The sequence below is a fragment of the Massilia horti genome (genome assembly GCF_004614195.1).
Lineage (GTDB): Bacteria > Pseudomonadota > Gammaproteobacteria > Burkholderiales > Burkholderiaceae_D > Telluria > Telluria horti.
The window spans coordinates 19,127-41,000 of sequence record NZ_SPUM01000123.1 but is presented as its reverse complement, the minus strand read 5'-3'; the positions used below and the strand labels follow the sequence as shown (position 1 = coordinate 41,000).

The following is a 21,874-nucleotide window of genomic DNA, read 5'->3' as shown; positions in this document are numbered from 1 at the left end:
CACAGGTGCGCACCCTACGGTTGACTACGCCCACGCTACGACGCCGGCCGCGCCCTAGTGCAGCTTATGCTTGAACTCCGACAGCTCCGCATGCACGCGCGTGACCACGGACTCCAGGTGCGCCGGCATGTTCGACAGGCTGCGCGACAGGCGCTTGGCCTCGTCCCCCATCGCTTCAAGATTGTCAACGCATTCCGTGATCCGTTGCTGGTCATTCGACTGGATAATCGGCTGCGCCTGCTTGTACTCGCGCCACAGTTTGTCGATGCAGTCGCGCACTTCGGTCGGCGTGTCCGGCGTGTGGGCGGCCTTCTCGGCCTCGCCAAGGGTCTGCTGAAGATGAGAAAAGCGTTGCTGGATTTCGGCGTTTTGCAACATGATGGCCTCCTCTTTCGGAACCAGTTTGATCTCGTCCAACGCCGGAAGTTGCACCGCAGCCGGACTAGCCGCTAGCGGCTCGAGCGGCGCGAGGCCGCGCAGCCGCAGCGCGATCAGCATCGCCACCACGAGCGTTGCGCCCAGCAGCCCGATCACGCCCGGCCAGCGCGCATGTGCCCACACCACGCCGCTCAGCCAGCCGACAACGCTCGACCCCAGATAGTAGAAGAACAGGTAGAGTGCCGAGGCCAGCGCCTGCGGCGGGCGCGCGCGGCGCCCTACCCAACTGCTGCAAACCGAGTGCGAGGCGAAGAAGCCGAATGTGGCCAGGCCCATGCCAAGGATGATGACGACCATGCTGCCAAAGAGCGTGAGCAGCAGCCCGGCCAGCATCACCATCATCACCAGCCACAGCACGTTGCGGCGCCCGAACCGGTCGGCCAGGCGCCCTGCCCATACCGAACTGAAAATGCCGAGCAGGTACAGGATCGACAGCGCGCCGACCGTGCTCTGGCGCATGCCGAACGGCTCGCCCAGCAGGCGGTAGCCGATGTAGTTGTACAGGCTGACAAAACTGCCCATCAACAGGAACGAGAGCGTGAAGAACCACGGCAGGCCGGCATCTAGCATGTGCTGGCGCACGCCGTCGGCCAGGCCGGCAAAGCCGCCCTTCTGCCCGGGGCGGAAATTGCGCGACTCGGGCAGGCTGCGGCGGAATTCCCAGGCGGCGTACAGGCCCGCCACGCCAAGCGCCGCCAGCGCCACACGCCACGACCAGAAATCGCTCATCAGGGACGCCAGCACGCGCCCGCTCATGCCGCCGAAGGCGCTGCCGCTGATGTACATGCCCATCGCCACGCCGAGCGACTTGGGTTCGATTTCCTCGGACAGGTACGCCATCGCCACCGCCGGCATGCCGCCGAACATAAAGCCGAGCAGCGCGCGCAGCGCCAGCAGTTGGCCGAAGCCGTGGGTGAACGCGGACAGTAGCGTCAATACGGCGCCGCTGAACATCGATGCGACCATCAGGCTCTTGCGCCCAAAGCGGTCTGACACCAGGCTGGAAAACAGCAGCGCGATCGCCAGCGTGGCAGTCGAGACCGAAAGCGCCAGGCTGCTTTGCGCGGGCGTCAGCGCAAAATCGCGCGCCAGCAGCGGCATCAGCGGCTGCACGGAATACAGCAGGGCGAAGGTCGAGAAGCCGCCAAAGGCCATGGCGCGGTTGATGCGTTTGAACTCGGGAGTGCCGGAAGCGATGGCGGTGTGATGCATGGACGGTCCTGAAACTGGTCCGACCATGATACGCCCAAACTGCCGCGCTCGCAGGAACCCTACCAGCTGTGCTCCCAGGCCGCGCGCCAGGTCGCAAAGCTGCGCAGGCTGTTTGTGCGCAGCAGGCTGCGCGTGGCGTCGGCATACAAGGCCTGTACCAGATAGTCCTGGTGCAGGAGATTGATTGCTGCCAGGCGCAATTTGGAACCGGGACTGAGTTGCCAGGCAGCGTACAGGTCGAGTTCGCGTTTGGCGCTGGTAAAGCCGGATCGCGTTTCCGACTCGCGCACCGCGCCGCCGCTGCGGTAGCTGAAGCTGCCGCCGGCGGCAAGCCGCGATGCGCCGGGTTGATAGTCCAGGCCAAGGGTGGCGGTCAGTGCTGGTTGTGCGTCCAGCCGGTTATCCGGTCCCGGCACGCTGTCAACGTGCGACCAATTGCGCGCAACGTTGGCCCGCGCGGCCAGTGCGCGCCAGCCGAACCTCGCTTCCAGTTCGATGCCGTGTACGGTCGCGTTGCCGCTGTTTTTTGGCGTGGCCATCCATACGCCGGTGCTATCGTCGACATGGTCGAGCGTCACGTCGCGAATACGCTTGGCATACGTTGAAATGCTGATCATGCCGTCCTTGCCGAAATAGCGTTCCCAGGCCGCGTCCACGCTCCATGCCAGTTCGGGACGCAGGTTCGGATTGCCCTGCTGGTCCGGATTGGTGGGGTTATTGTTGTTGTCGACCGTGTAGCGGCGCGGCATGAGCTGGACGATCTGGGGCGGCTTGTAGGTCCTGCCCAGCGCCAGGCGGAACTGGTCGCGCGGCTGGCCCGGCTCCGCATCGCCCGCTTTGAACAAGGTTTGCGCGACCGGACTCCAGACGCCTGAACGCAGGTCCACCGGCACGTGCGCATTGCCTTCGCCAAGCGTGTGCAAATCCTCTCGCCGCACGCCCAGGTACAGCGACCAGCGCGGCGTGATGTCCCACTCGTCCTGCACGAACAGCGCGGTGCGCTGGACCAGCGCGCTGTAATGTTCGTCGGTGGCGAGGGTGAGCGCGTTGCTGGCGTCGAACTGCTGTTCACGGCGGTATTCGCCGCGCCTTTTGCGGCCCGCTTCCCAGCCGGCTGCCAGCGCGTGCGCACCGTTGATCGAACGGCGGTAGCTGCCGCTGAACGAAATGTCGGACTCCTGCGGGCCGGACGCGACCAGGTGCCGTCCGCTCGGCACGTTGGCTGCGTCTGCGCCATCAAAGACAAAGCTGGCGTCGCGCGTGTTCGAATAGCCGGAGAGCTTGGCGGTCACGCGGCCATCGTCCAGGCGCCGGGTCCAGCTCACGTCGCTGTACAGGTAACGCGGATTGGCGACGTAGTGGCTCTGCGAGTTGGGGAATTCGCTCGGAGAGCCGACAAGCAGGGTCTCATTGTCGCGGCCGCGATTGTCCATGCGGCGCAGCCGCAGGTAGCTTTGCGAGGTCCAGCTGTCGCCGCCTGGCGGTTGCCAGGACAGGCGCGGCGCCAGTTCGAACATGTCGTCGACAAATCTTTCGTTGCCAAGGCGCTGGCGCACCAGGGCTGGCCCCGTGCCTTCTTCAATCGTGTCAGCCGGTATATCGACGTCGCTGCGCTTGACCGTCACGCCGATCGTGTAGCTGAGCGCGCCCTGCCGTCCCGAGCGCTGCCCAGCGATAGTTGGCGCGGCGCGGCCGTGGGTAAATCCCACGCCCGCCTTCAGCTCGCCCTGCTTGCCGGATGGGCCCTTGCGCAAGACCACGTTGATCGTGCCGGCGATAGCCTGCGAGCTGAATTCGGCGCTGGCTGCGCGCATGATCTCGATGCGCTCGATCAGGTCGGGGCTGATCGACTCCAGTGAAAATCCGCTCGGAGCCGGTTGGCCATTGAGCAGGATCGATGCATAGCCGTTGCCCAGCCCGCGCATGCGCACGGTGGCCGGGCGGCCCGGCGCGCCGTCGATCGTGATGCCCGGCTGGCGTTTAAGCACATCGGCCAGCGTGCCGTCGCCCTGGCGTGCGAGGTCGTCGCGGCCAATGACGATGGCCGTCGTCGTCGCGCGCTCGCGCTCCTCGGTTTTGGTGGCACTGATCGTCACCTGCTGCATGTCCTGCGCGCAGGCGCAACCAGCCAGCAGCAGCATGGCGCTGCCGGCGGAAAGTCGCATCATGAATTACTCCTGGTGGGGTTTTGACGGGAATTGGGCTCGATGCAGTGCCAGGGCCTTCACCGTGGTGTAGGGGTCAAGATCGGGCAGCAACAGCTGTGGGTCACGCAACTGGCCGTCGCGGCGATATTCGAGATGCACATGCGGCCCAGTCGCCATGCCGGTGGCGCCGGCCGCGCCGACCTGTTGGCCGGACTTTACCTGCTCGCCCTCACGCACGTCCAGGCGATTTAGGTGCGCCATCATCGACTCCCGCCCTTCGCCGTGATCAACCCGCAGGTAGATGCCGTAGCGCTCGTCACGGCCGGTTTCGATGACACGGCCCGGGGCAACCGCGTGAACCGGCGTGCCTCGGCGCGCGCCAAAGTCAACGCCGCGATGTCCTTTTGGATGTGCGCTACTCACCACGCCATACCTGCTGGTGACGTGCAGGCGGTCGAGCGGGTAGCCCCAAATTGGTGTTCCAGGCTCGGCCTGCATCGGCGCCAACTGCGGCAGACCGGGCCCAGCCACCGGCAGCGCCGCTGTTGATGAAAACGCGGGCTGCAGCAGCGCCGCGGCGAACGCAAGAACTACTGCGCCCGCGCCGGACGTGACTCGCCCGGTGATGCCCAGTCGTGCGGGAACGGCATCGCGCATGCGTGCCACACGTTCGGCGACGCCAAAAGCGCCGAACGCGGGCGCAGCGCCGATATGCTGCAGGCGGAACTGCGCTACCAGCGCAGCCGCATACGCTTTGCGTTCGTGCTGAGCACGACCTGCGAGCACCGTGTCGTCGCAACCCAGTTCGACCGCTTCCTGCAGACCCTGCACCAGTTTGCGGAACGGCGGGTTAAACCAGAACAGCAATTGCAGCAGGTTGGCAGCCAGCAGCCACCAGCCGTCCCGGCGGCGCCAATGAGCCAGCTCGTGTTCGATGATCATTCGCTGCTGTTCGGGCGCGAAGCGTTCCATTTGCCGGGGCAGAAGGAGGCACGGACGCCATATGCCAAGCAACAGCGGCGAGATCGGCGCGTCGATCGTTCGCACGGCAAGGCCAGCACTTGCGATCTCGCGCGCCTGGCTGCCGGTGCAGACGCCGCTTGAGTGCAGCATGGCGGTGTCGACTGGCTCGGCCGCGGCGCGGATGCCGCGCCAACGCTTCCAGGACAGGAACCGCCGCCCGGCGAACCACAGCAGTCCGATGGCATACGCGCCGGCGAAGACCAAGGGCAGTGCCTGCAAAACGTCCTGCGCGGTAGCCGCCGCCTCCTCGGCTTCGCCGGCCGGCTGCGCGGAGCCGTCCGGGGGAGGTGCGGCACGGGCCATGGTTACGGCGCTTGCATCGGCATGCTGCAGGGGCGCGATCTGCACCGTGGGCAGCACACTGGTCCCGCGCCCAGGGAGCAATGCGACGACAAGGCAGGTCGCTACCGCAAACTGCGCCATTGTCCAGACGCTGCGATGTGCGGCCAATGCCGGCCAGCGGCCGCGCGCGGCCGTCAACGTCGCGACCACCAGCGCGGCGAACAGCACGCTGGACGCGCAGGCGGCGCAGAAGGTCCAAAGGATGGCTGGCGTGAGGGGGTTCACTTGTCGTCCCCGGGCCAGTTGCGCAGCATTTCGTCGAGCTGGTCCAGCTCCTCTTCGTTGACCAGTTTGGAACCGGTGAACATGGCGGCGGTGAGCGGCGCGTCCATCTCCATGACGCGCTGGCTGAAATCCTTGGCAAAGGCTGCGAGCGTGCTGACTTTTTCGGAAAGCGCGCGGTAGACGTGCACGCCGTGGGCCGATTCCTGCGCCACCAGGCCTTTTTCGAGCATGCGTTCGAGCGTCTTGCGCGTCGACGAATAGGACCAGGCTAGTTCGTCCTGCACCTGCTCGTGCAGTTCACGCGCGCTTAACGGGGCCCGCCGCCACAGTGCCTTGAGCAGGGTGAGCTCGGTTGCCGAGGGGATGTGATCGGGTGTGGCCATGCAGTGCCTCCTTGTTGGAGGCGCCAGTATGCGACATTTGTCGCATTCATTGCAAGAGGAATATGAACGCGGGTGAAAATGCACGCCAACGGTGTGCAAACGTACCGCGTGCGCACAGGTGCGCACCCTACGATCCTAGACGTCGTTCCCGGGCTCGGCGCCCCCCTTGGCGGGAACCCATGCTGAGCGTCATTTCACGCTGCCTATGGGTCCCCGCCAAGGGGGGCGCCGAGCCCGGGGACGACGACTTTTGAGCAAACTATTGTTGTGACGTGCGCTTGGCGCGATTCATGCGCCTCTACGGGTAATCGGCCTCGATCTCCGAACCGGCGTAGTTTTCCAGGTCGGTCCACAACTGCTTGATCGATGCCCGCGTGCCGATCTTTTGCAGCACGGTGCAGCTCTTGCGGTAGGTGTTGATGCGCTCGGCCATCACCGGCTGGTGCGGCGCGGGGATGTGCTCCATCAGCAGCGCCCAGCCTTCTTCGAAGTCGGGCTTGGTCTTGCGTACCGCGGCCACAAAACGTTCGAAGTCCTTCTGCCCGGCACGCGCCACGATCCGCCCGTCACCTTCGGCCGCAAAGATGATCGCCAGCGCGATCACGCCTTCCGCATTCAGGTCCGGGTCGTTGATCGGTCCTTCCCAGTGATGGCGGCGCAGCCAGCGGGCCGCGCGCACGATCTCCTGCACCTTCTGGCGCTGCTGGAGCTGGCCCTGGTAGCGCTCGTACCCAGACCAGGTCTCGCCCGGGTCGGCCGTGCACAGGTCGACGAACAGTTCCTTCAAGCGGCGCTGGGAATACACCGGGTCGTTGTCGTATTCGCCGACCAGCGAGTCTTCGGGCAGCGCGGCCAGTTCGCGGATCAGGCGAAATCCCGCCTGGAACACGTACTCGGCGCCCTCGTCGATCAAGAGGTCGAGCGCCGCGCCGTCGTCCTCTTCCCCGGCCATGTGCTCCAGTCCCAGCGACACCCCGCCGATGGTCAGCAGTTGTGCGCGCTGGATGCCTTCGGCGGTACGGTCGTTGGTGAACTTCTCGGCCACCATCGCGGTGATCCCGGCCAGTTCCTCGGCCAGGATCGCCGCTTCATCAAGGGTCGCGCGATCGGGGATCAGCCTGATCGCGCGCACCAGCCGCGGCAGTTTTTCTATGACGATTGCAGGCAGCATGCGCTAGTGGCCCCCAATCACGAGAAGATGTCCGTGCCCATGCTCTTGCGGGTGCCACGGCGCGGCGTTGCGCGCACCGATGGCACCTGCTTGCGCAGGCGGTACAGCAGCTCCTTGGTCGAGCGCTGCATGAACTTCGATTCCTCGTCCGGGTCTTCCGGCAGCTCGACGTCGGCCAGGTCCGCGGTGTGGCGGAACTCGGGGAACAGTTCGAGCAGTGAACGATCCCAGCCATCCTCGCTGGCCTTGGCCAGCTCCAGCGCCAGCGGCACGATGTCGCTGTCGGACGAGGTCTGGCCGGTCACGTACGGGCCCTTGGCGATGATCTCGCCGGACACTTCGAGGATCTCCTTCGGCGCCAGCGACCAGATGATCGCGAACACGGTGGCGCCGTAGTCGGTGGCCGAGGCTTCGGCCAGCAGTTCGGCACGGCGTTCGGGATCGTCGGTCGCGTACACGACGCCGTGCACGTGGTTGAACAGGTTTTCGGCGATGCGCTCGGGGTCGTCCTCGATTAAGTCGTCCGGCCAGGTGGCGGCCATGTAGGCCAGGCTTTCGGCCCACGCCTTGGGCGGCACCAGCAGCGTGGCCAGCGAGGTCTTTGAACCGTCAAAGCCGGCCAGGTGCAGCGCGGTGACCTGCGGCGGCAGGGTCGACAGCACCTCGGCCACCGCGTAGTCGCCCTGCTGGTCGGCCGCCTGCGACAGCGCCTCTTCGGCGTGCTGCAGCGAGCCGGCCAGCACCAGTTCGCTCACCTGCCTGGACAGTGCGGGCAGATAGGTCTTGTCGTCGCTCATTCGCGCTCTCCTTCCTGATCGAAGATCTGCATGAAGTCGTCGGAGACGGCGGTGTCGTCCATCTCGTCCTCGTCGCCGGCCTCTTCGCTCTTGGCCAGCTCGTCGAGCGACTGGCCTTCGTCTTCCCAGCGGGCCGGGTGCTTGTGCAGGAAGGCGGTGATGATCGCGCGCCGCGCCAGTTCCGGATGGTTTTCGGTGATCGCCTGGTACATCGCAGCGCCCTCGCCGTCGATGGTCGCCATCGCGAACACATGCGCCGGGTCGCCATCTTCATAGTCGGCCGCCTCGCGCAGCAGGCCTTTGGGGTCGAGGAAGCGGATGCGGTCGAACAGCGCGAACGCCATCATGTTCACGTCGTCCAGGCCGCCGCCGCTGGCGTACTCGGACACCAGCGCCTCGACCATCATGTCGTAGTTCTTGCGGTTGGGCGGGTCGCCCAGGATGCCTTCGATCTGCCCTTCCAGTTCGCGCGCCTGGTAGGCAAATTCGGGATGCACTCTAGTCATATAAAAAATCCAGTTTGGTACTTTGTTCAGGGATGCGCCCGGCTTACGCCGGCACGTTCACGCCGTTGAGCGCGAACAGTGAACGCCACAGCTCGAATGCCTCGCCTTCGGCATCGAGCACAATGCGGTGGTTCACGCTCTGGTTGTATTCGGCGCGCTTGACCGGGTCCGACAGGACCTCGTATGCCTTGGTCACCGCCTTGAAGCGTGCTTCGGCGCCCGGCGCCTGGTTGCGGTCCGGGTGGTAGCGCATCGCCAGCGAGCGGTAGACCTTCTTGATCTCATCGTCGCTGGCATTCGGCGCGACGCCGAGAATCGCGTATAAATTTTCCATCTTGGAACTCTGCGGCTTGTCCGAAAAATCGTGAAACCGAGATTATCCTATAGAAAAGCGCAACTTCACAGGCGGCCCGCAAGTGGTGCAGCGACAAGTACGGGACCCGCAATGGCATGATTTTGCATTGCAATGGAAATAGCAAGCCCAAAGTATGAACCTGTGGGCAGTCCCCTATCGACATAGACAGGCCGGCAAGCCGCGCCTGCGGTAAAATGGCTGCAACTTACCAATCTAAAACTAGTTTCTTCATGAGCAACGAAAAGAACAATGCGGGAGCGCCGGCCGCGCCGTCGTCCAATTTCCTGCGTGCGATCATCGAAAACGATCTCGCTGCCGGAACGCACAAGCGCGAGGGCATGCCCTCGGTCATCACGCGCTTCCCGCCGGAGCCGAACGGCTACCTGCACATCGGCCACGCCAAGTCGATCTGCCTGAACTTCGGCCTGGCGCGCGACTACGCCGGCCGCTGCCACCTGCGCTTTGACGACACCAATCCGGAAAAGGAAGAGCAGGAATACGTCGACACCATCATGGACGGCGTGCAATGGCTCGGCTTCACCTGGGAGCAAGGCGGCGAGGAATACCTGCACTACGCCAGCGACTATTTCGACAAGCTGTACGAAATGGCCGAGTACCTGATCAAGACCGGCAAGGCCTACGTCGACAGCCAGAGCCCTGAAGAAATGGCCAAGAACCGCGGCAACTTCTCCACGCCGGGCGTCAACTCGCCGTACCGCAACCGCCCGGTTGAGGAATCGCTGCAGCTGTTCCGTGACATGAAGGCCGGCAAGTACAAGGACGGCGAACACATCCTGCGCGCCAAGATCAGCGAAGACGCAATGGCCTCGCCGAACATGAACATGCGCGACCCGGCGCTGTACCGGATCCGCCATGCACACCACCACCGCACGGGCGATGCGTGGTGCATCTATCCGATGTACGACTTCACGCACCCGATCTCGGACGCGATCGAGAACATCACGCATTCGATCTGCACGCTAGAGTTCCAGGACCACCGGCCGTTCTACGACTGGGTCATCGAGATGCTGACCGAAGGCGGCTTCTTCCAGCGCCCGGTGCCGCGCCAGTACGAAATGGCGCGCCTGAACGTGACCTACGTCGTGACCTCCAAGCGCAAACTGCGCCAGCTGGTCGATGAAGGCATCGTCACCGGCTGGGATGATCCGCGCATGCCGACCGTCGTCGGCCTGCGCCGGCGCGGCTTTACGCCGGAATCGATCCAGCTGTTCTGCGAGCGCATCGGCGTGTCCAAGGCGGACGCGTGGATCGACATGAGCACGCTCGAAGGGGCGCTGCGCGACGATCTCGATCCAAAGGCGCCGCGGGGAGTTGCCGTACTGCGTCCGCTCAAAGTCATCGTCGACAACTTCCCGCAAGGCGAATCGGTCGAATGCAACGCGCCGGTGCATCCGCACATTCCTGCGCTGGGCAAGCGCAGCTTCCCGTTCACGCGCGAGCTGTGGATCGAGGAAGAAGACTTCATGGAAACGCCGACCAAGGGCTACTTCCGCTTCACGCCGCCAGTGGGCGACCAGCCGGGCAGCCGGGTGCGCCTGAAGTACGGCTTCGTGGTCGAATGCACCGGCTACGAGAAGGACGAAAACGGCAAGGTCACGGCGGTGCACGTGAAATACTTCGAGGATTCGAAGTCGGGCACGCCGGGCGCCGACAACTATAAGGTCAAGGGCAACATCACCTGGGTGTCGGCTGCGGCCGCGTTGCAGGCCGAAGTGCGCCTGTATGACCGCTTGTTCAGCGACCCGCACCCGGACGCCGGCGGCAAGGACTTCATGGCCGCGCTCAACCCGCGCGCGCTGGAAGTGGTGAACGCCTACCTCGAGCCGGGGCTGGCCAATGCCAAGCCGGACGAGCGCTTCCAGTTCGAGCGCCACGGCTACTTCGTTGCCGACCGCGTCGATTCGACGGCAGGGAAACCGGTGTTCAACCGCATCACGACCCTTAAAGACAGCTGGGGCGGCAAGTAACAAGCCCTCCCCCCGCCAATCCCGCCCGGCCTTGCCGCGGCGGGATTTTTTTTTGGCGCTGTCACAGGCGTAGGGTGTGCACCTGTGCGCACGCTGTACCTTTGCACGCCGTTGGCTCCTGCATGCATACGTACCGCGTGCGCACGGGGTGCGCACCCTACGCCGGTGACAGCGCCTTTTGTTGGCTTTCTAAAGCGCCCAAACCATCCGGTGAACTTGGCGGCCCCTGGACGGTCTAGCAGAGAGCGATCCCCTTTCCCTGCTCCCCCCTACTGCCATGCGATCATTTTTTGCCACGCACTGGAAAAGCTTAGTCGCGCTCATCATCCTTGTAATAGTGGCGGCGTTCGTGTTGTCGCCCAATGCCGCCAGCGCCGATCTCGCGGCGCGCCTGCGTACGCACATGCACGCGTGCGCAGGCGCGCCCGACTCCGACCGGCTGGAACAGGCGGCACGCCACATCGAAACGACGCTGGCAGCCCAGGGCTACCAGGTGCGGGAAGAGGCCTACGATAACGGTCCTCGTAACATCGAGGTTTCGATTGCCAACGTCGCCACCGGCGCCCAGCCCGAACGCATCTTCATCTTTGGTGCGCATTACGGCTGCGGCAACCGTGATGATGGAAGCGCCAGCGCCTTCGTGCTGGAATTGGCGCACCTGCTGCAGGTGGTGCAGCCAGCTCAAGGGACCGAACTCAAGTTCGTGTTCCTGCCGCCAGGAGCGGCCGGACGGCGCGCGGCCAGCGGCAATTTCGTCGCCTTTGTCGGTGACCTCGAAACATCGCGCGCGGTGCGCCAGGAGTTATCCGTGTTCCGCGCTGCGGATTTATCGGTCCAGGGTCTGGCCGTGCCGGCCTACGTCCAGGGGGTTACCTGGTCCGATCCCCTCTCCAATCGGCGCCATGGCTACCCGGCGATGATGGTCACCGGCACCACGTTCCTGCGCTACCCGTACCAGCATCTCGGCGCGAGCACGCCGGACAAGACCGCGGGGGACAAGGTCGATTATGCGGACATGGCGCGCACGGTCGAAGGGGTGGCGCGCACGATCGCCGCGCTGGCGGGTGGCACGCGGACATGATCGTCATGGCCATCCCGCGGACTTAAGCCAGGGCGTAGGGTGCGCACCAGTGCGCACGCGGTTCGCGAACGACGCGTAGTAGAGCGACAGCCGCAAGTCAGCATGCGTTGACCGCGTGCGCACCAAAGGTGCACACCCTACGCCAGGAACATCTCGTGCAAGTCATTCAAAAAGCGCTGCCCCAGCTCGGTCGGCCGAATCACCTTGAAATCGCGGTACAGCAACCCCTTGGCCTCGGCCTGGTCCAGCGCCTTTTCGATCGCGGTGATGCTCATTCCGGTGCGCTCGGCGAACAGGTTCGGATCGAAACCGCCGGTCAGGCGCAGCGCATTGAGCATGAACTCGAAGCCCATCTCGTCACGCGTAATCTCGTGTTCTTCCTGCACCGGGTTGCCACGCCGCGCCGCTTCGATGAACGAGCCCGGCTGCTTGAAGCGCGCCTGCCTCAGCACCCGGTGCGGGAACGATATCTTCGAATGTGCGCCAGCGCCGATGCCGAGATAGTCGCCAAAGGTCCAGTAGTTCAGGTTGTGGCGCGCCTTGTGGCCCGGCCTGGCGTAGGCCGACACCTCGTAATGCTCGTATCCGGCGGCGCCAGTAGCCTCCAAAATCATGTCCTGGATGTCGGCACTGGTGTCGTCGTCGGGCAGCGGCGGCGGATACTTGGCGAACACCGTGTTCGGTTCCATCGTCAGGTGGTACAGCGACAGGTGCGGCGGCGCAAACGACAGCGCTGTGGCGAGGTCGCGCCGCGCCTCTTCCAGCGTCTGCGATGGCAGCGCGTACATGAGGTCGAGGTTGAAATTCTCAAACGTCGACTGCGCAATCTCGACCGCGCGCAGCGCCTCGCGCTCGTCGTGGATGCGCCCCAAAGCCTTCAGGTGCGCGCCGTTGAAGCTCTGGATGCCGATCGACAGCCGGTTCACGCCGCTGTCGCGAAACGCGCGGAACTTGCCGACCTCGAAGGTGCCGGGGTTGGCCTCCATCGTGATCTCGGCATCCAGCTCCAACGGCAGCAGCGTGCGCACGTCCGACAGCAGGCGGTCGAGCGCCGCGGCGGACATCAGGCTCGGCGTGCCGCCGCCGATGAACACCGTGTGGATCTTGCGGCCCCAGATCAGCGGCAGCGCCTGTTCCAGGTCGAGCCGCAGCGCGTCCAGGTATTCCCGCTCCGGCAGCTCGCCCTTGGCTTCGTGCGAATTGAAGTCGCAATATGGGCACTTGCGCACGCACCATGGCCAATGGATGTACAGCGACAGCGGCGGCAGCGCGGCCAGGTTTAGCGCGCCCGGCTGAAGATAATGCAGGGCGCTGGTGGCCGGAGAGCGCGGTTCCGCAGGGCTGCCCGCGACCTTAATCGGGATCATCGCAGCTTCTCTACCAGTGCGCGCAGCGCCTGGCCGCGGTGCGAGATCGCGTTCTTTTCCTGCGGGTCCAGTTCGGCCGTCGTCTTGCCAAGCGCCGGCAGCAGGAAGTAGGGATCGTAGCCGAAGCCGTTGGCGCCGCGCGGGCTGCCGATGATCTGGCCGTTCCAACGCGCGTCGGCGATCACCGGCTGCGGGTCGTCGGGGTGACGCACGTAGACCAGCACGCAGTAGTAGTAGGCCGACTTGTCGGCGTGCGGTGCGAGATTCGCGATCAGTTTCTCGTTATTGCGCGCATCCGACTTCGGTTCGCCGGCGTAGCGCGCCGAATACACGCCCGGCGCCCCGCCCAGCGCATTGACGCATACGCCGGAGTCGTCGGCCAGGGCCGGCAGGCCGGTCAGGCGCGAGGCGTGGCGCGCTTTCGCGAGCGCGTTCTCCAGGAAGGTGGCGTAGGGCTCTTCCGCTTCCGGCACGTTGAATTCGCCCTGCGGGTGCAGCTCGAAGCCGATCGGATCGAGCAGTTGCGCGAATTCCTTGAGTTTGCCGGCGTTGTTGGAGGCGAGGACGAGGCGTTGGGTCATGACGGTAACGAGGTGTGAATCGAATCGCCTATTCTACCGTTTTCGCTTGCTGACCGCCGGGCCAGCAGCGCGTATTTACCATTTATTCCCGCAATCTTGCGGTCTGTCGCATCCGGCTGGCTCGGCGCACGACCCGGCCGATACAGTTCAGTCATTCCTATAACAATGATCGGTCTGAATGACATGTCCCTCCGTAACCTCGCAAAACAATACCCGGTTCTCACTGCCTTCACCTGCGCTGCCCTCCAGTTCGCGCTCACCTTCCTGATCCTGATGGCCGGCAAGAAGTTCGCCCCGGCGGAAGCCTATGGCAAGGTCAAGCTGCTCGCGTTCTCCAGCACCGTGATCTTCCCTCTGCTTCTTACGCATGTGTTCGGCATGTGGCGTGAGATCGGCTTCGGGCTCGACAAGCTGAAACCCAGCCCATTCTTCCTCGCCTGCCTGCTGCCGGTTTTGATGTTCGCGTCGATGGGCGTGCGCCTGCCTGAGCATGGCGGCGTTCGCGGCGACCTGCTGATCCAGCTGTTCAATGCGTTTGGCGAGGAACTGCTGTTTCGCGGTGTGATCTTCGTGATCCTGCTCAGCCTGCCGCAATGGAAGGCGATCCTCATCAACGGCGTGCTGTTCGGCTCGATGCACCTGATGCGTGGCTACATGGACGGCAACTGGGGGCACGCCTTCGTGTGGGCATTCATGAGCGCGATGGCGGGCATGATGTTCGCGGCCGCACGCTACCGCGTCAGCAGCCTGTGGCTCTTGGTATTCCTGCACATGATCCTGAACCTGTCGAGCATGTATTCGAACATCGAGACCGTCGCCGGTCCGGACGTCAAGCGGATGATGGACTGGGCGACCAAGGCGGTCGAGCTGGGGCTTGGGCTCTATGTGATGTGGCAGGGGAGCCGGCGCCAGGCGCTGGCCGCCTGACGGGTCGTACGGCTTAACGAAGGCGTAGTAGGGTGCGCACCTGTGCGCACGCGGTTCGCAAACGCGGCGTGGTGAAGCAGCAGCCGCAAGTCGGCGAACGGTGACCGCGTGCGCACAGGTGCGCACCCTTGCGCCCTCAGATAAGCAGTACGGCCAGAATTAAGCGATCTCAGGCAGCCATTCCCAGCGCCGCCTTCTGCAGCTTGATCAAGCGCGCAATACCCAGCTCCGCCAGGTCGAGCAAACGGTTCATGCGCGCGCGGTCGAACGCCTCGCCCTCGGCCGTTCCCTGCACTTCGATGAAGTGCCCGCCATCGGTCATCACCACGTTCATGTCGGTGTCGCAGCCGGAATCCTCGACGTAGTCCAGGTCCAGCACCGGCTCTCCCTGGTACACGCCAACCGACACCGCCGCCACGAAATGCTTGAGCGGGATCGCGCCGATCGCGCCTTGCGCGGCCAGCGCGGCAAACGCGTCGTGCGCCGCCACCATCGCGCCGGTGATGGACGCGGTGCGGGTGCCGCCGTCGGCCTGGATCACGTCACAATCGAGGTGCAGCGTGCGCTCGCCGAACGCATTCAGGTCGAATGCGGCGCGCAACGAGCGTCCGATCAGGCGCTGGATCTCCTGCGTGCGGCCGGTTTGTTTGCCACGCGCGGCCTCGCGGTCCATCCGGGTGTGCGTCGAACGCGGCAGCATGCCGTACTCGGCGGTTAGCCAGCCCTGCCCTTTCCCCTTCAGGAACGGCGGAACCTTGTCCTCGATGCTGGCGGTGCAGATCACCTTGGTGTCGCCGCATTCGATCAGCACCGATCCTTCGGCGTGCTTGGTGTACTGGCGGGTGATGCGGATTTCGCGCAGCTGGTCGACGGCGCGGCCGCTCGGGCGCTTTTCAAAACTCATGTTGGTCCTTTTCTATTTGAGTAACTGGGAGGATTTTTCGATCGCGTCGCGGATTTCGGCTATCGCCCGTTCGATCGCTTCCTCGTCGAATACGTCCGCCTCGCCCTCGGCAACCGGTTCCGGTGTCGCGACGATCGTGCTGCTGACATGGTCCGCGTCCAGCATCTGGGTCGAGATCACATCCTCAAGCGCTGGATCGGCCTGAATCCCCGAACCCTGCCACATGATCGCCAGCGCTGTCGTGTTGTCGGCGCGCGCGCCGCCGATCGCGGTCGCCATCGAGATCATGTCCGGCACCGCGCGCACCACGGTCTGGGTCGAGAGCTGGTGCGCGATCTCGGTATCGGGCAGCATCGACCACAGGCCGTCCGAACACAGCATGATCACGTCGCCCGGCACGAGCAGGGCCTGGCGCGACAACTCCACGCGCGGCAGGTTGGAGGCGCCCAGGCAGTTGTACAGCTTGTTGCGGTCGGGGTGGGTATTGCGTTCGGCGGGCGTGGCGCGGCCGCGCTCGATCAGGTATTCGACGTGCGAATGGTCGCGCGTGCGCCCCAGGATCTGGCCGCGGCGCAGCCAGTACAGGCGCGAGTCGCCGCAGTGCGCCCACACTGCGTGGTTGTGCTGCACCAGGCAGGCCACCACCGTGGTGCGCGGCGTGTCGGGCAGCTGGTGCTGCCCACCGTAGCGCACGATCTCCTCGTGCGCCTGCAGCAGCGCCTCCTCCAGGAAGCGCTCGGGCTTTTTCACGTAGGGCCGCGCCTGCGCCTGGAACTGCGCCGACATCGTTTGCATGGTGATCGTGGCGGCGACTTCGCCGCGCACGTGGCCACCCATGCCGTCGGCCAGCACCAGCAGCAGCGCGTCGCGGGTGTAGCAGTAGCCCATGCGGTCCTGGTTGACCTTGCGCCCGCCGATGTGGCTCTGCTGGTAGACGGAGAACTGCATGGGACTCCTCAGGTCTGGTTGTCGCCGCGCCGGCCGAATGCGCCGATTCTACCGACCAGGCCGCGCAGGCCGGATGGCTTGGCGGACGCGGGCGAAGACTGCGCAGGCAGCGCGTGCTGCAGCCGCTTTTGCACGGTGAAGACGCTCTGCGGCCGCGCGAGCGGGTCGAGCGCAAGGCAGTCGCGCACCAGCGCCAGCAAGTCAGGCGAGTAGGCGCCCTCCAGCCTGGCATACCGGCCGTCCATGCCATCTTCAAGCTTGCGCTGGTCGGCCGGCTGCGGCGGCGCGCCGCTCATGCAGGCGTAGATCGCCGCGCCGATGCTGTAAATGTCGGACCACGGCCCCAGCTCCGTGCCCTTGGCATACAGGTCGGGGGCGGCAAAGCCGGGAGTGTACATGGGCGCGAGCATCGGCGAGTCGGCATTGATGGTCTGGCGCGCAGCGCCGAAGTCCAGCAGCAGCGGCGAGCCGTCGGTGCGCAGGTAGATGTTCGCCGGCTTCAGGTCCAGGTGCAACAGCTTGTTGGCGTGAACTTCACGCAGCCCGCTGCACACGCTTGTAAATACCGTGCGAATGAAAGCTTCGCCCAGCCGGCTTTCCCTGGCATGGGTACGTGCGATATGCTCCTGCAATGTGTGGCCGGATTCGTAGGCCATCACCATGTAAACCGTTTCATTGGCCCTGAAAAAATTAACAACCCGGACCACATTGGGGTGGACGATGCGGGCCAGCGCCCGGCCTTCTTCAAAAAAACACTTCAGACCGATGCGAAAAACGGGCAGGTTTGGCTTTGGAATGACCGGAATTAACTCGCCAGCTTGTCTTAGCGCAAGCGCACTCGGCAAATATTCCTTAATTGCCACAGCATTGCCGTCGCAATCATATGCAAGATATACAATACTGAACCCACCGGACGCAATTTTCTTTACAATGCGATATCCGGCAATTTCGAGCCCATCGGGCAAGGGAGCGTTATTTTGTGCAGCCATGTCGAAGGGTTCCTTGCATAACAGGGCGATTGTGTGGATAAATCACTGCTTTGTAAAGAATAAAAACCGGGGCCTCCATTGAGCATTTCAAGCATGACTGGTTATGCAGTCGCCACCAGCGAAGGCGCTGCAGGAACCTTGACGATCGAGATCAAGAGCGTTAATTCGCGTTTTCTCGATCTGCAGTTCCGCATTAACGACGAGCTGCGCGCGCTGGAGCCGGATTTGCGCGCCGCGATCATGGGCGCGATTACACGCGGCAAGGTCGAAGCGCGCCTGTCATTCGGACGCAAGGTCGGCACCGGATCGCAAGTGCTCAACCAGGAACTGCTGGCCGATCTGGCCCGGCTGCAGGGCGAGGTCACGCGCCACTTCGTGTCCGCGCCGCTGATGACGGTCGCCGAGCTGCTGCGCTGGCCGGGGGTGATCGAGGAATCGCACGTGGGCCAGGAATCGCTGCAGGCCGATGTGGCGGCGTTGACACAGCAGGTGATCGCCGCCTTTGTCGAAAGCCGCAGGCGCGAAGGCGCGGCGCTGGAGGCGATGCTGCAGTCGCGGATCGACGCGATGGAAGCGATCGTCAAGCGCATCACGCCGCTCATCCCGCAGGTGATCGCACAGTTCCAGCAAAAGGCGGTCGAGCGCATGCAGGACGCGCTGGGTCTGGCCGGGCATGGCAACGGCACCACGCTCACGCGCCAGGAGGTGTTCGAGCGCATCCGCCAGGAAGTGACGCTGTACGGCATCCGCATCGACGTATCCGAAGAACTGTCGCGCCTGACCGCGCACCTGAACGAGACCCGCCACATCCTCAAGAAAGGCGGCCAGGTCGGCAAGCGGCTCGACTTCATGATGCAGGAACTGAACCGCGAAGCGAACACCCTGGGCGCCAAGGCTTCGGTCAAGGAACTGGCCGACGCGTCAATGGAATTGAAGCTCCTGATCGAGCAGATGCGCGAACAGGTGCAGAATCTGGAATAGCAAATAGAGTCGGCGCCGCCACGGCGCCGGCTTCGCTCCGCGCATGTCCCGTGCGGAGCGGAAAGACCAAGAATTACCCTTGCGGGCGCCGGCCCGCAACCCGCGAAACAAAGCATTAAGGAATCACCACATGTCCTCCATCTCCCCCGCCTATTCCGGCAGCCTGTTCATCGTCGCCGCCCCTTCGGGTGCCGGCAAGTCGACGCTCGTGAACGCCCTGCTCGCCCTCGAGCCCGGCATCAAGCTGTCGATCTCGACCACGACGCGCCCGCCGCGTCCAGGTGAAGTGGACGGCCGCGAATATTTCTTCACGACGGCCAAGGACTTCGTGGCACGCGCCGAGCGCGGCGAATTCCTCGAATGGGCGGAGGTTCATGGCAATTACTACGGCACCAGCCGCCTGACGGTGGAGCAGGAGATGAAAAACGGCACCGACATCCTGCTCGAGATCGACTGGCAGGGTGCACGCCAGGTGAAAAAGCAGTTCCCGTCCGCCGCCGGCATCTTCATTTTGCCGCCCTCGATTGCCGCGCTGGAAGAGCGCCTGTACAAGCGCGGCACCGACGAGCCGCACATCATTACCCGGCGTTTGCTGGCCGCCGGCGGGGAGATGGCTCACGCTCCGGAGTTCGAATATGCTATCATCAACGAAGAGTTCAACGTCGCCTTGGCTGAGCTGCAGGCGATTGTCAAAGCTACACGTTGCCGGTTCGCCCAGCAAGCCGCCCGCAACGCCGTGCTTTTTGCCCAGTTGGGAATCCACGCGCAACACCAATCGTGATCGCCCGCGCCCGCTCTAAAGGTCGTTTCAAAATGAGCAGGGCAAGGCGCGGCGGCGAAGACAGTGCTATTGCACGGCAAGGAGCCGCAACGCAGCCATGCTCGTTTTGAAACGACCTTGGCGAAGGCGCGGTGTACCCGACCAGATTATTTAAGGAGTGAAAATGGCCCGCATTACCATTGAAGATTGCCTCAAGAATGTTCCGAACCGCTTCCAGCTGACCCTGGCCGCAACGTATCGCGCCCGCCAGCTGCTGCAAGGCCACACCCCGAAAGTCGAAGCCAAGGACAAACCGACGGTTTTGGCGCTGCGTGAAATCGCAGCCGGCAAAGTCGGCATCGAGATGTTGAAAAAGGTCCCGATGTAAGGAACCTTTGCAGTGCCTGAGGCGTGTCAGTCGTTTATTCTGTTATTCTGTCACCACATAACGGCTGATCGGCATCGCGTATGAACCTGACTTCCACGGATTCGACAAACTCAGGCACGCCTGCCGCGCGGGCCCGGCGCAAGCCGGCCAACCCGCAGGACGGCGAGCCTGCGTCCGATCCTAGTGTCGCTTCGGTCACGCAGCTGGTCGGCAAGCTGTCCGACTACCTCACCCCCGCTGAACTCAAGAAGGTCAAGGAAGCCTACCGCTTCTCCGACGAAATGCACCTGGGCCAGGTGCGCAAATCCGGCGAACCCTACATTTCACACCCGATCGCGGTAGCGGAAATTTGCGCCGACTGGAAGCTCGACGCGCAGGCCATCATGGCCGCCCTGCTGCATGATGTGATCGAGGACCAGGACGTCAAGAAAGAAGAGCTGATCGAGCGCTTCGGTCCGCAGGTGGCCAACCTGGTCGACGGCCTGTCGAAGCTGGAAAAGATCGAATTCCAAAGCCTGGTCGAGGCCCAGGCCGAAAACTTTCGCAAGATGCTGCTCGCGATGGCGAGCGATGTGCGGGTCATCCTGATCAAGCTGGCCGACCGCCTGCACAACATGCGCACGCTGGGCGTGATGATCCCGGCCAAGAAGCGCCGCATCGCATCCGAGACGATGGAAGTGTACGTGCCGATCGCGCACCGTCTCGGCCTGAACAACATCTACCGCGAACTGCAGGATTTGTCGTTCTCGCACCTGTACCCGCTGCGTGCGCGCACCCTGGCCAAGGCTGTCAAGGCGGCGCGCGGCAACCGGCGCGAGGTGGTCAAGAAAATCCTCGAAGCGGTCAAGAACGCGCTGGCGATGGCCGGCCTGCGCGCCGAGGTCTACGGGCGCGAAAAGACGCTGTACGGCATCTACAAAAAGATGCGCAACAAGCACCTCGCGTTCTCGCAGGTGCTGGACGTGTACGGCTTCCGGGTCGTGGTCGACAGCGTGCCCAACTGTTACGTGGCGCTCGGCGCCCTGCACGGCCTGTACAAGCCGATGCCCGGCAAGTTCAAGGACTACATCGCAATCCGCAAGATCAACGGCTACCAGTCGCTGCACACCACCCTGATCGGCCCCTACGGCACCCCGGTCGAATTCCAGATCCGCACGCAGGAAATGCACCGTACCGCGGAATCGGGCGTGGCCGCGCACTGGCTGTACAAGAACGGCGAAGCCAACATGAGCGAGCTGCAGCAGCGCACCCATGCCTGGCTGCAGTCGCTGCTCGACATCCAGCAGCAGACTGGCGACTCGGCCGAGTTCCTCGAGCATGTGAAGGTCGACCTGTTCCCCGACTCGGTGTACGTGTTCACGCCCAAGTCGAAGATCATCGCCCTGCCGCGCGGCGCTTGCGCGCTGGACTTCGCGTACTCGATCCATACCGGCATCGGTGACCACACGACCTCGGTCAAGATTAACAACGAGCCGGCACCGCTGCGCACCGAACTGCACAACGGCGACATTGTCGAGATCGCCACCGATCCGAACTCGCGGCCGAGCCCGGCATGGCTGAGTTTTGTACGCACCGGAAAAGCGCGCTCGGCGATCCGCCACCACCTGCGCACTGTGAACGTGAACGAATCGGTCGAGCTGGGCCAGGAACTGCTGGCGCAGGCGCTGGCGGCACGCGGCATCAAGCCGGAGCTGCCGGAGCTGGTGGTGCAAAAGCTGCTGTCCGAATCGTCGGCCAAGTCGATGGACGAGCTGTATGCGGACATAGGGGTGGGCAAGCGCATGCCAGCGTTGGTGGCGCGCCACATTTTCGGCCTGATGGAAGGCGAAATGGAAATGCTGCCGGCCGCGATGCCGGGGCCGGGCGAGCTCGATCCGGTCACGATCTACGGCGGCGAAGGTGTGGCGGTGCAGCTGGCTGCGTGCTGCCTGCCGATTCCGGGCGACCAGATCACCGGCCAGCTGCGGCGCGACCAGGGGCTAGTGGTGCATACCTGCGACTGTTCGGCAGCCAAGCGCCTGCGCGCCAAGGAGCCGGACCGCTGGATCGCGGTGCAGTGGGGCACGGAAATTAACCGGCGCTTCGATTGCCGCATCCGGCTGTTGATCAACAACGAAAAAGGCATCCTCGCACGGGTGGCCGCCGAGATCGGCGAGTCTGACGCCAACATCACTTATGTTGGCATGGACGAGGACGACGAACACATGATGACCCAGCTGCGCTTCACGATTCAGGTGAAGGACCGGGTGCATCTGGCGCACCTGATCCGCAACCTGCGGCGCGTGGCTGGCGTGAATCGCGTGGAGCGCGAGCGGTCGTAATCAAGTGGCCGTCCTGTAACACCCGGACGCAAACTTTAAA

The 21,874-nt window shown here is 64.1% G+C and carries 20 protein-coding genes; 7 read left to right on the top strand and 13 right to left on the bottom strand.

Features of this window, described 5'->3' with window-relative positions; translation table 11 throughout:
• Window positions 1-54: 54 nt before the first annotated feature.
• From E4O92_RS18495 to E4O92_RS18460, 8 genes are all read right to left on the bottom strand, one after another.
• Entirely contained in the window at window positions 55-1,650 is a 1,596-nt protein-coding gene (locus E4O92_RS18495) for an MFS transporter (protein ID WP_135191125.1), read from the bottom strand.
• Window positions 1,651-1,709: 59 nt separating this feature from the next.
• Complete coding sequence (locus E4O92_RS18490; RefSeq protein ID WP_135191124.1) at window positions 1,710-3,818, bottom strand: TonB-dependent receptor plug domain-containing protein; 2,109 nt, start codon at window positions 3,816-3,818, stop codon at window positions 1,710-1,712.
• Between the two features lie 3 nt (window positions 3,819-3,821).
• Window positions 3,822-5,387: a M23/M56 family metallopeptidase gene (locus E4O92_RS18485; RefSeq protein WP_135191123.1), complete on the bottom strand. Its 1,566-nt coding sequence runs from the start codon at window positions 5,385-5,387 to the stop codon at window positions 3,822-3,824.
• Window positions 5,384-5,770 (bottom strand): BlaI/MecI/CopY family transcriptional regulator, encoded by a 387-nt coding sequence (locus tag E4O92_RS18480; RefSeq protein ID WP_135191122.1) that lies wholly within the window; start codon window positions 5,768-5,770, stop codon window positions 5,384-5,386. Before E4O92_RS18480 ends, E4O92_RS18485 begins: the two co-directional genes overlap by 4 nt.
• A gap of 298 nt (window positions 5,771-6,068) precedes the next feature.
• Window positions 6,069-6,941, bottom strand: coding sequence for a DUF6178 family protein (locus tag E4O92_RS18475; protein ID WP_135191121.1), 873 nt, complete (start codon window positions 6,939-6,941; stop codon window positions 6,069-6,071).
• Window positions 6,942-6,958: 17 nt separating this feature from the next.
• The gene (locus E4O92_RS18470; RefSeq protein ID WP_135191120.1) at window positions 6,959-7,738 is read right to left on the bottom strand and encodes a hypothetical protein; all 780 of its coding nucleotides are present in this window, start codon (window positions 7,736-7,738) and stop codon (window positions 6,959-6,961) included.
• Window positions 7,735-8,244, bottom strand: a complete 510-nt coding sequence (locus E4O92_RS18465; protein ID WP_135191119.1) for a hypothetical protein — start codon at window positions 8,242-8,244, stop codon at window positions 7,735-7,737. The genes E4O92_RS18470 and E4O92_RS18465 overlap by 4 nt, the downstream gene beginning before the upstream one ends.
• Before the next feature lie 43 nt (window positions 8,245-8,287).
• Window positions 8,288-8,578, bottom strand: coding sequence for a DnaJ domain-containing protein (locus E4O92_RS18460; RefSeq protein WP_135191118.1), 291 nt, complete (start codon window positions 8,576-8,578; stop codon window positions 8,288-8,290).
• 251 nt (window positions 8,579-8,829) lie between these two features.
• Between E4O92_RS18460 and E4O92_RS18455 the strand changes: the two genes are divergently transcribed.
• Window positions 8,830-10,587: a glutamine--tRNA ligase/YqeY domain fusion protein gene (locus E4O92_RS18455; protein WP_135191117.1), complete on the top strand. Its 1,758-nt coding sequence runs from the start codon at window positions 8,830-8,832 to the stop codon at window positions 10,585-10,587.
• A 349-nt stretch (window positions 10,588-10,936) separates the two neighbouring features.
• Window positions 10,937-11,668: a zinc-binding metallopeptidase family protein gene (locus E4O92_RS18450; RefSeq protein WP_135191116.1), complete on the top strand. Its 732-nt coding sequence runs from the start codon at window positions 10,937-10,939 to the stop codon at window positions 11,666-11,668.
• A gap of 137 nt (window positions 11,669-11,805) precedes the next feature.
• On the opposite strand, the gene hemW is transcribed toward E4O92_RS18450, so the two are convergent.
• Together hemW and rdgB are read right to left on the bottom strand one after the other, a co-directional pair.
• Complete coding sequence (gene hemW, locus E4O92_RS18445; RefSeq protein ID WP_135191115.1) at window positions 11,806-13,035, bottom strand: radical SAM family heme chaperone HemW; 1,230 nt, start codon at window positions 13,033-13,035, stop codon at window positions 11,806-11,808.
• Window positions 13,032-13,616, bottom strand: a complete 585-nt coding sequence (gene rdgB / locus E4O92_RS18440; RefSeq protein ID WP_135191114.1) for an RdgB/HAM1 family non-canonical purine NTP pyrophosphatase — start codon at window positions 13,614-13,616, stop codon at window positions 13,032-13,034. Before rdgB ends, hemW begins: the two co-directional genes overlap by 4 nt.
• 183 nt (window positions 13,617-13,799) lie before the next feature.
• On the opposite strand from rdgB, the gene E4O92_RS18435 reads away from it, so the two are divergent.
• Complete coding sequence (locus E4O92_RS18435) at window positions 13,800-14,543, top strand: CPBP family intramembrane glutamic endopeptidase (RefSeq protein WP_167759823.1); 744 nt, start codon at window positions 13,800-13,802, stop codon at window positions 14,541-14,543.
• Between the two features lie 169 nt (window positions 14,544-14,712).
• On the opposite strand, the gene rph is transcribed toward E4O92_RS18435, so the two are convergent.
• From rph to E4O92_RS18420, 3 genes are read right to left on the bottom strand one after another with little or no spacing between them, the layout of a single operon-like run.
• Complete coding sequence (gene rph / locus E4O92_RS18430) at window positions 14,713-15,447, bottom strand: ribonuclease PH (protein ID WP_135191112.1); 735 nt, start codon at window positions 15,445-15,447, stop codon at window positions 14,713-14,715.
• Between the two features lie 12 nt (window positions 15,448-15,459).
• Window positions 15,460-16,395 carry a PP2C family protein-serine/threonine phosphatase gene (locus E4O92_RS18425; protein WP_135191111.1) on the bottom strand — a complete coding sequence of 312 codons (936 nt, stop codon included), beginning with the start codon at window positions 16,393-16,395 and terminating at the stop codon, window positions 15,460-15,462.
• An 8-nt stretch (window positions 16,396-16,403) separates the two neighbouring features.
• The gene (locus E4O92_RS18420) at window positions 16,404-17,384 is read right to left on the bottom strand and encodes a serine/threonine protein kinase (protein WP_135191110.1); all 981 of its coding nucleotides are present in this window, start codon (window positions 17,382-17,384) and stop codon (window positions 16,404-16,406) included.
• A 93-nt stretch (window positions 17,385-17,477) separates the two neighbouring features.
• Between E4O92_RS18420 and E4O92_RS18415 the strand changes: the two genes are divergently transcribed.
• The 4 genes from E4O92_RS18415 (at window position 17,478) to E4O92_RS18400 (ending at window position 21,834) form a co-directional block, all read left to right on the top strand.
• On the top strand, window positions 17,478-18,365 hold the full coding sequence (locus tag E4O92_RS18415; RefSeq protein ID WP_135191109.1) for a YicC/YloC family endoribonuclease: 888 nt from the start codon (window positions 17,478-17,480) through the stop codon (window positions 18,363-18,365).
• 130 nt (window positions 18,366-18,495) lie between these two features.
• A complete protein-coding gene (gene gmk / locus E4O92_RS18410; protein ID WP_135191108.1) occupies window positions 18,496-19,146 on the top strand; it encodes a guanylate kinase in 651 nt (216 codons plus the stop codon).
• A 163-nt stretch (window positions 19,147-19,309) separates the two neighbouring features.
• Entirely contained in the window at window positions 19,310-19,513 is a 204-nt protein-coding gene (rpoZ, locus tag E4O92_RS18405) for a DNA-directed RNA polymerase subunit omega (protein ID WP_135191107.1), read from the top strand.
• A gap of 80 nt (window positions 19,514-19,593) precedes the next feature.
• On the top strand, window positions 19,594-21,834 hold the full coding sequence (locus tag E4O92_RS18400) for a RelA/SpoT family protein (RefSeq protein ID WP_135191106.1): 2,241 nt from the start codon (window positions 19,594-19,596) through the stop codon (window positions 21,832-21,834).
• Window positions 21,835-21,874: the final 40 nt, after the last annotated feature.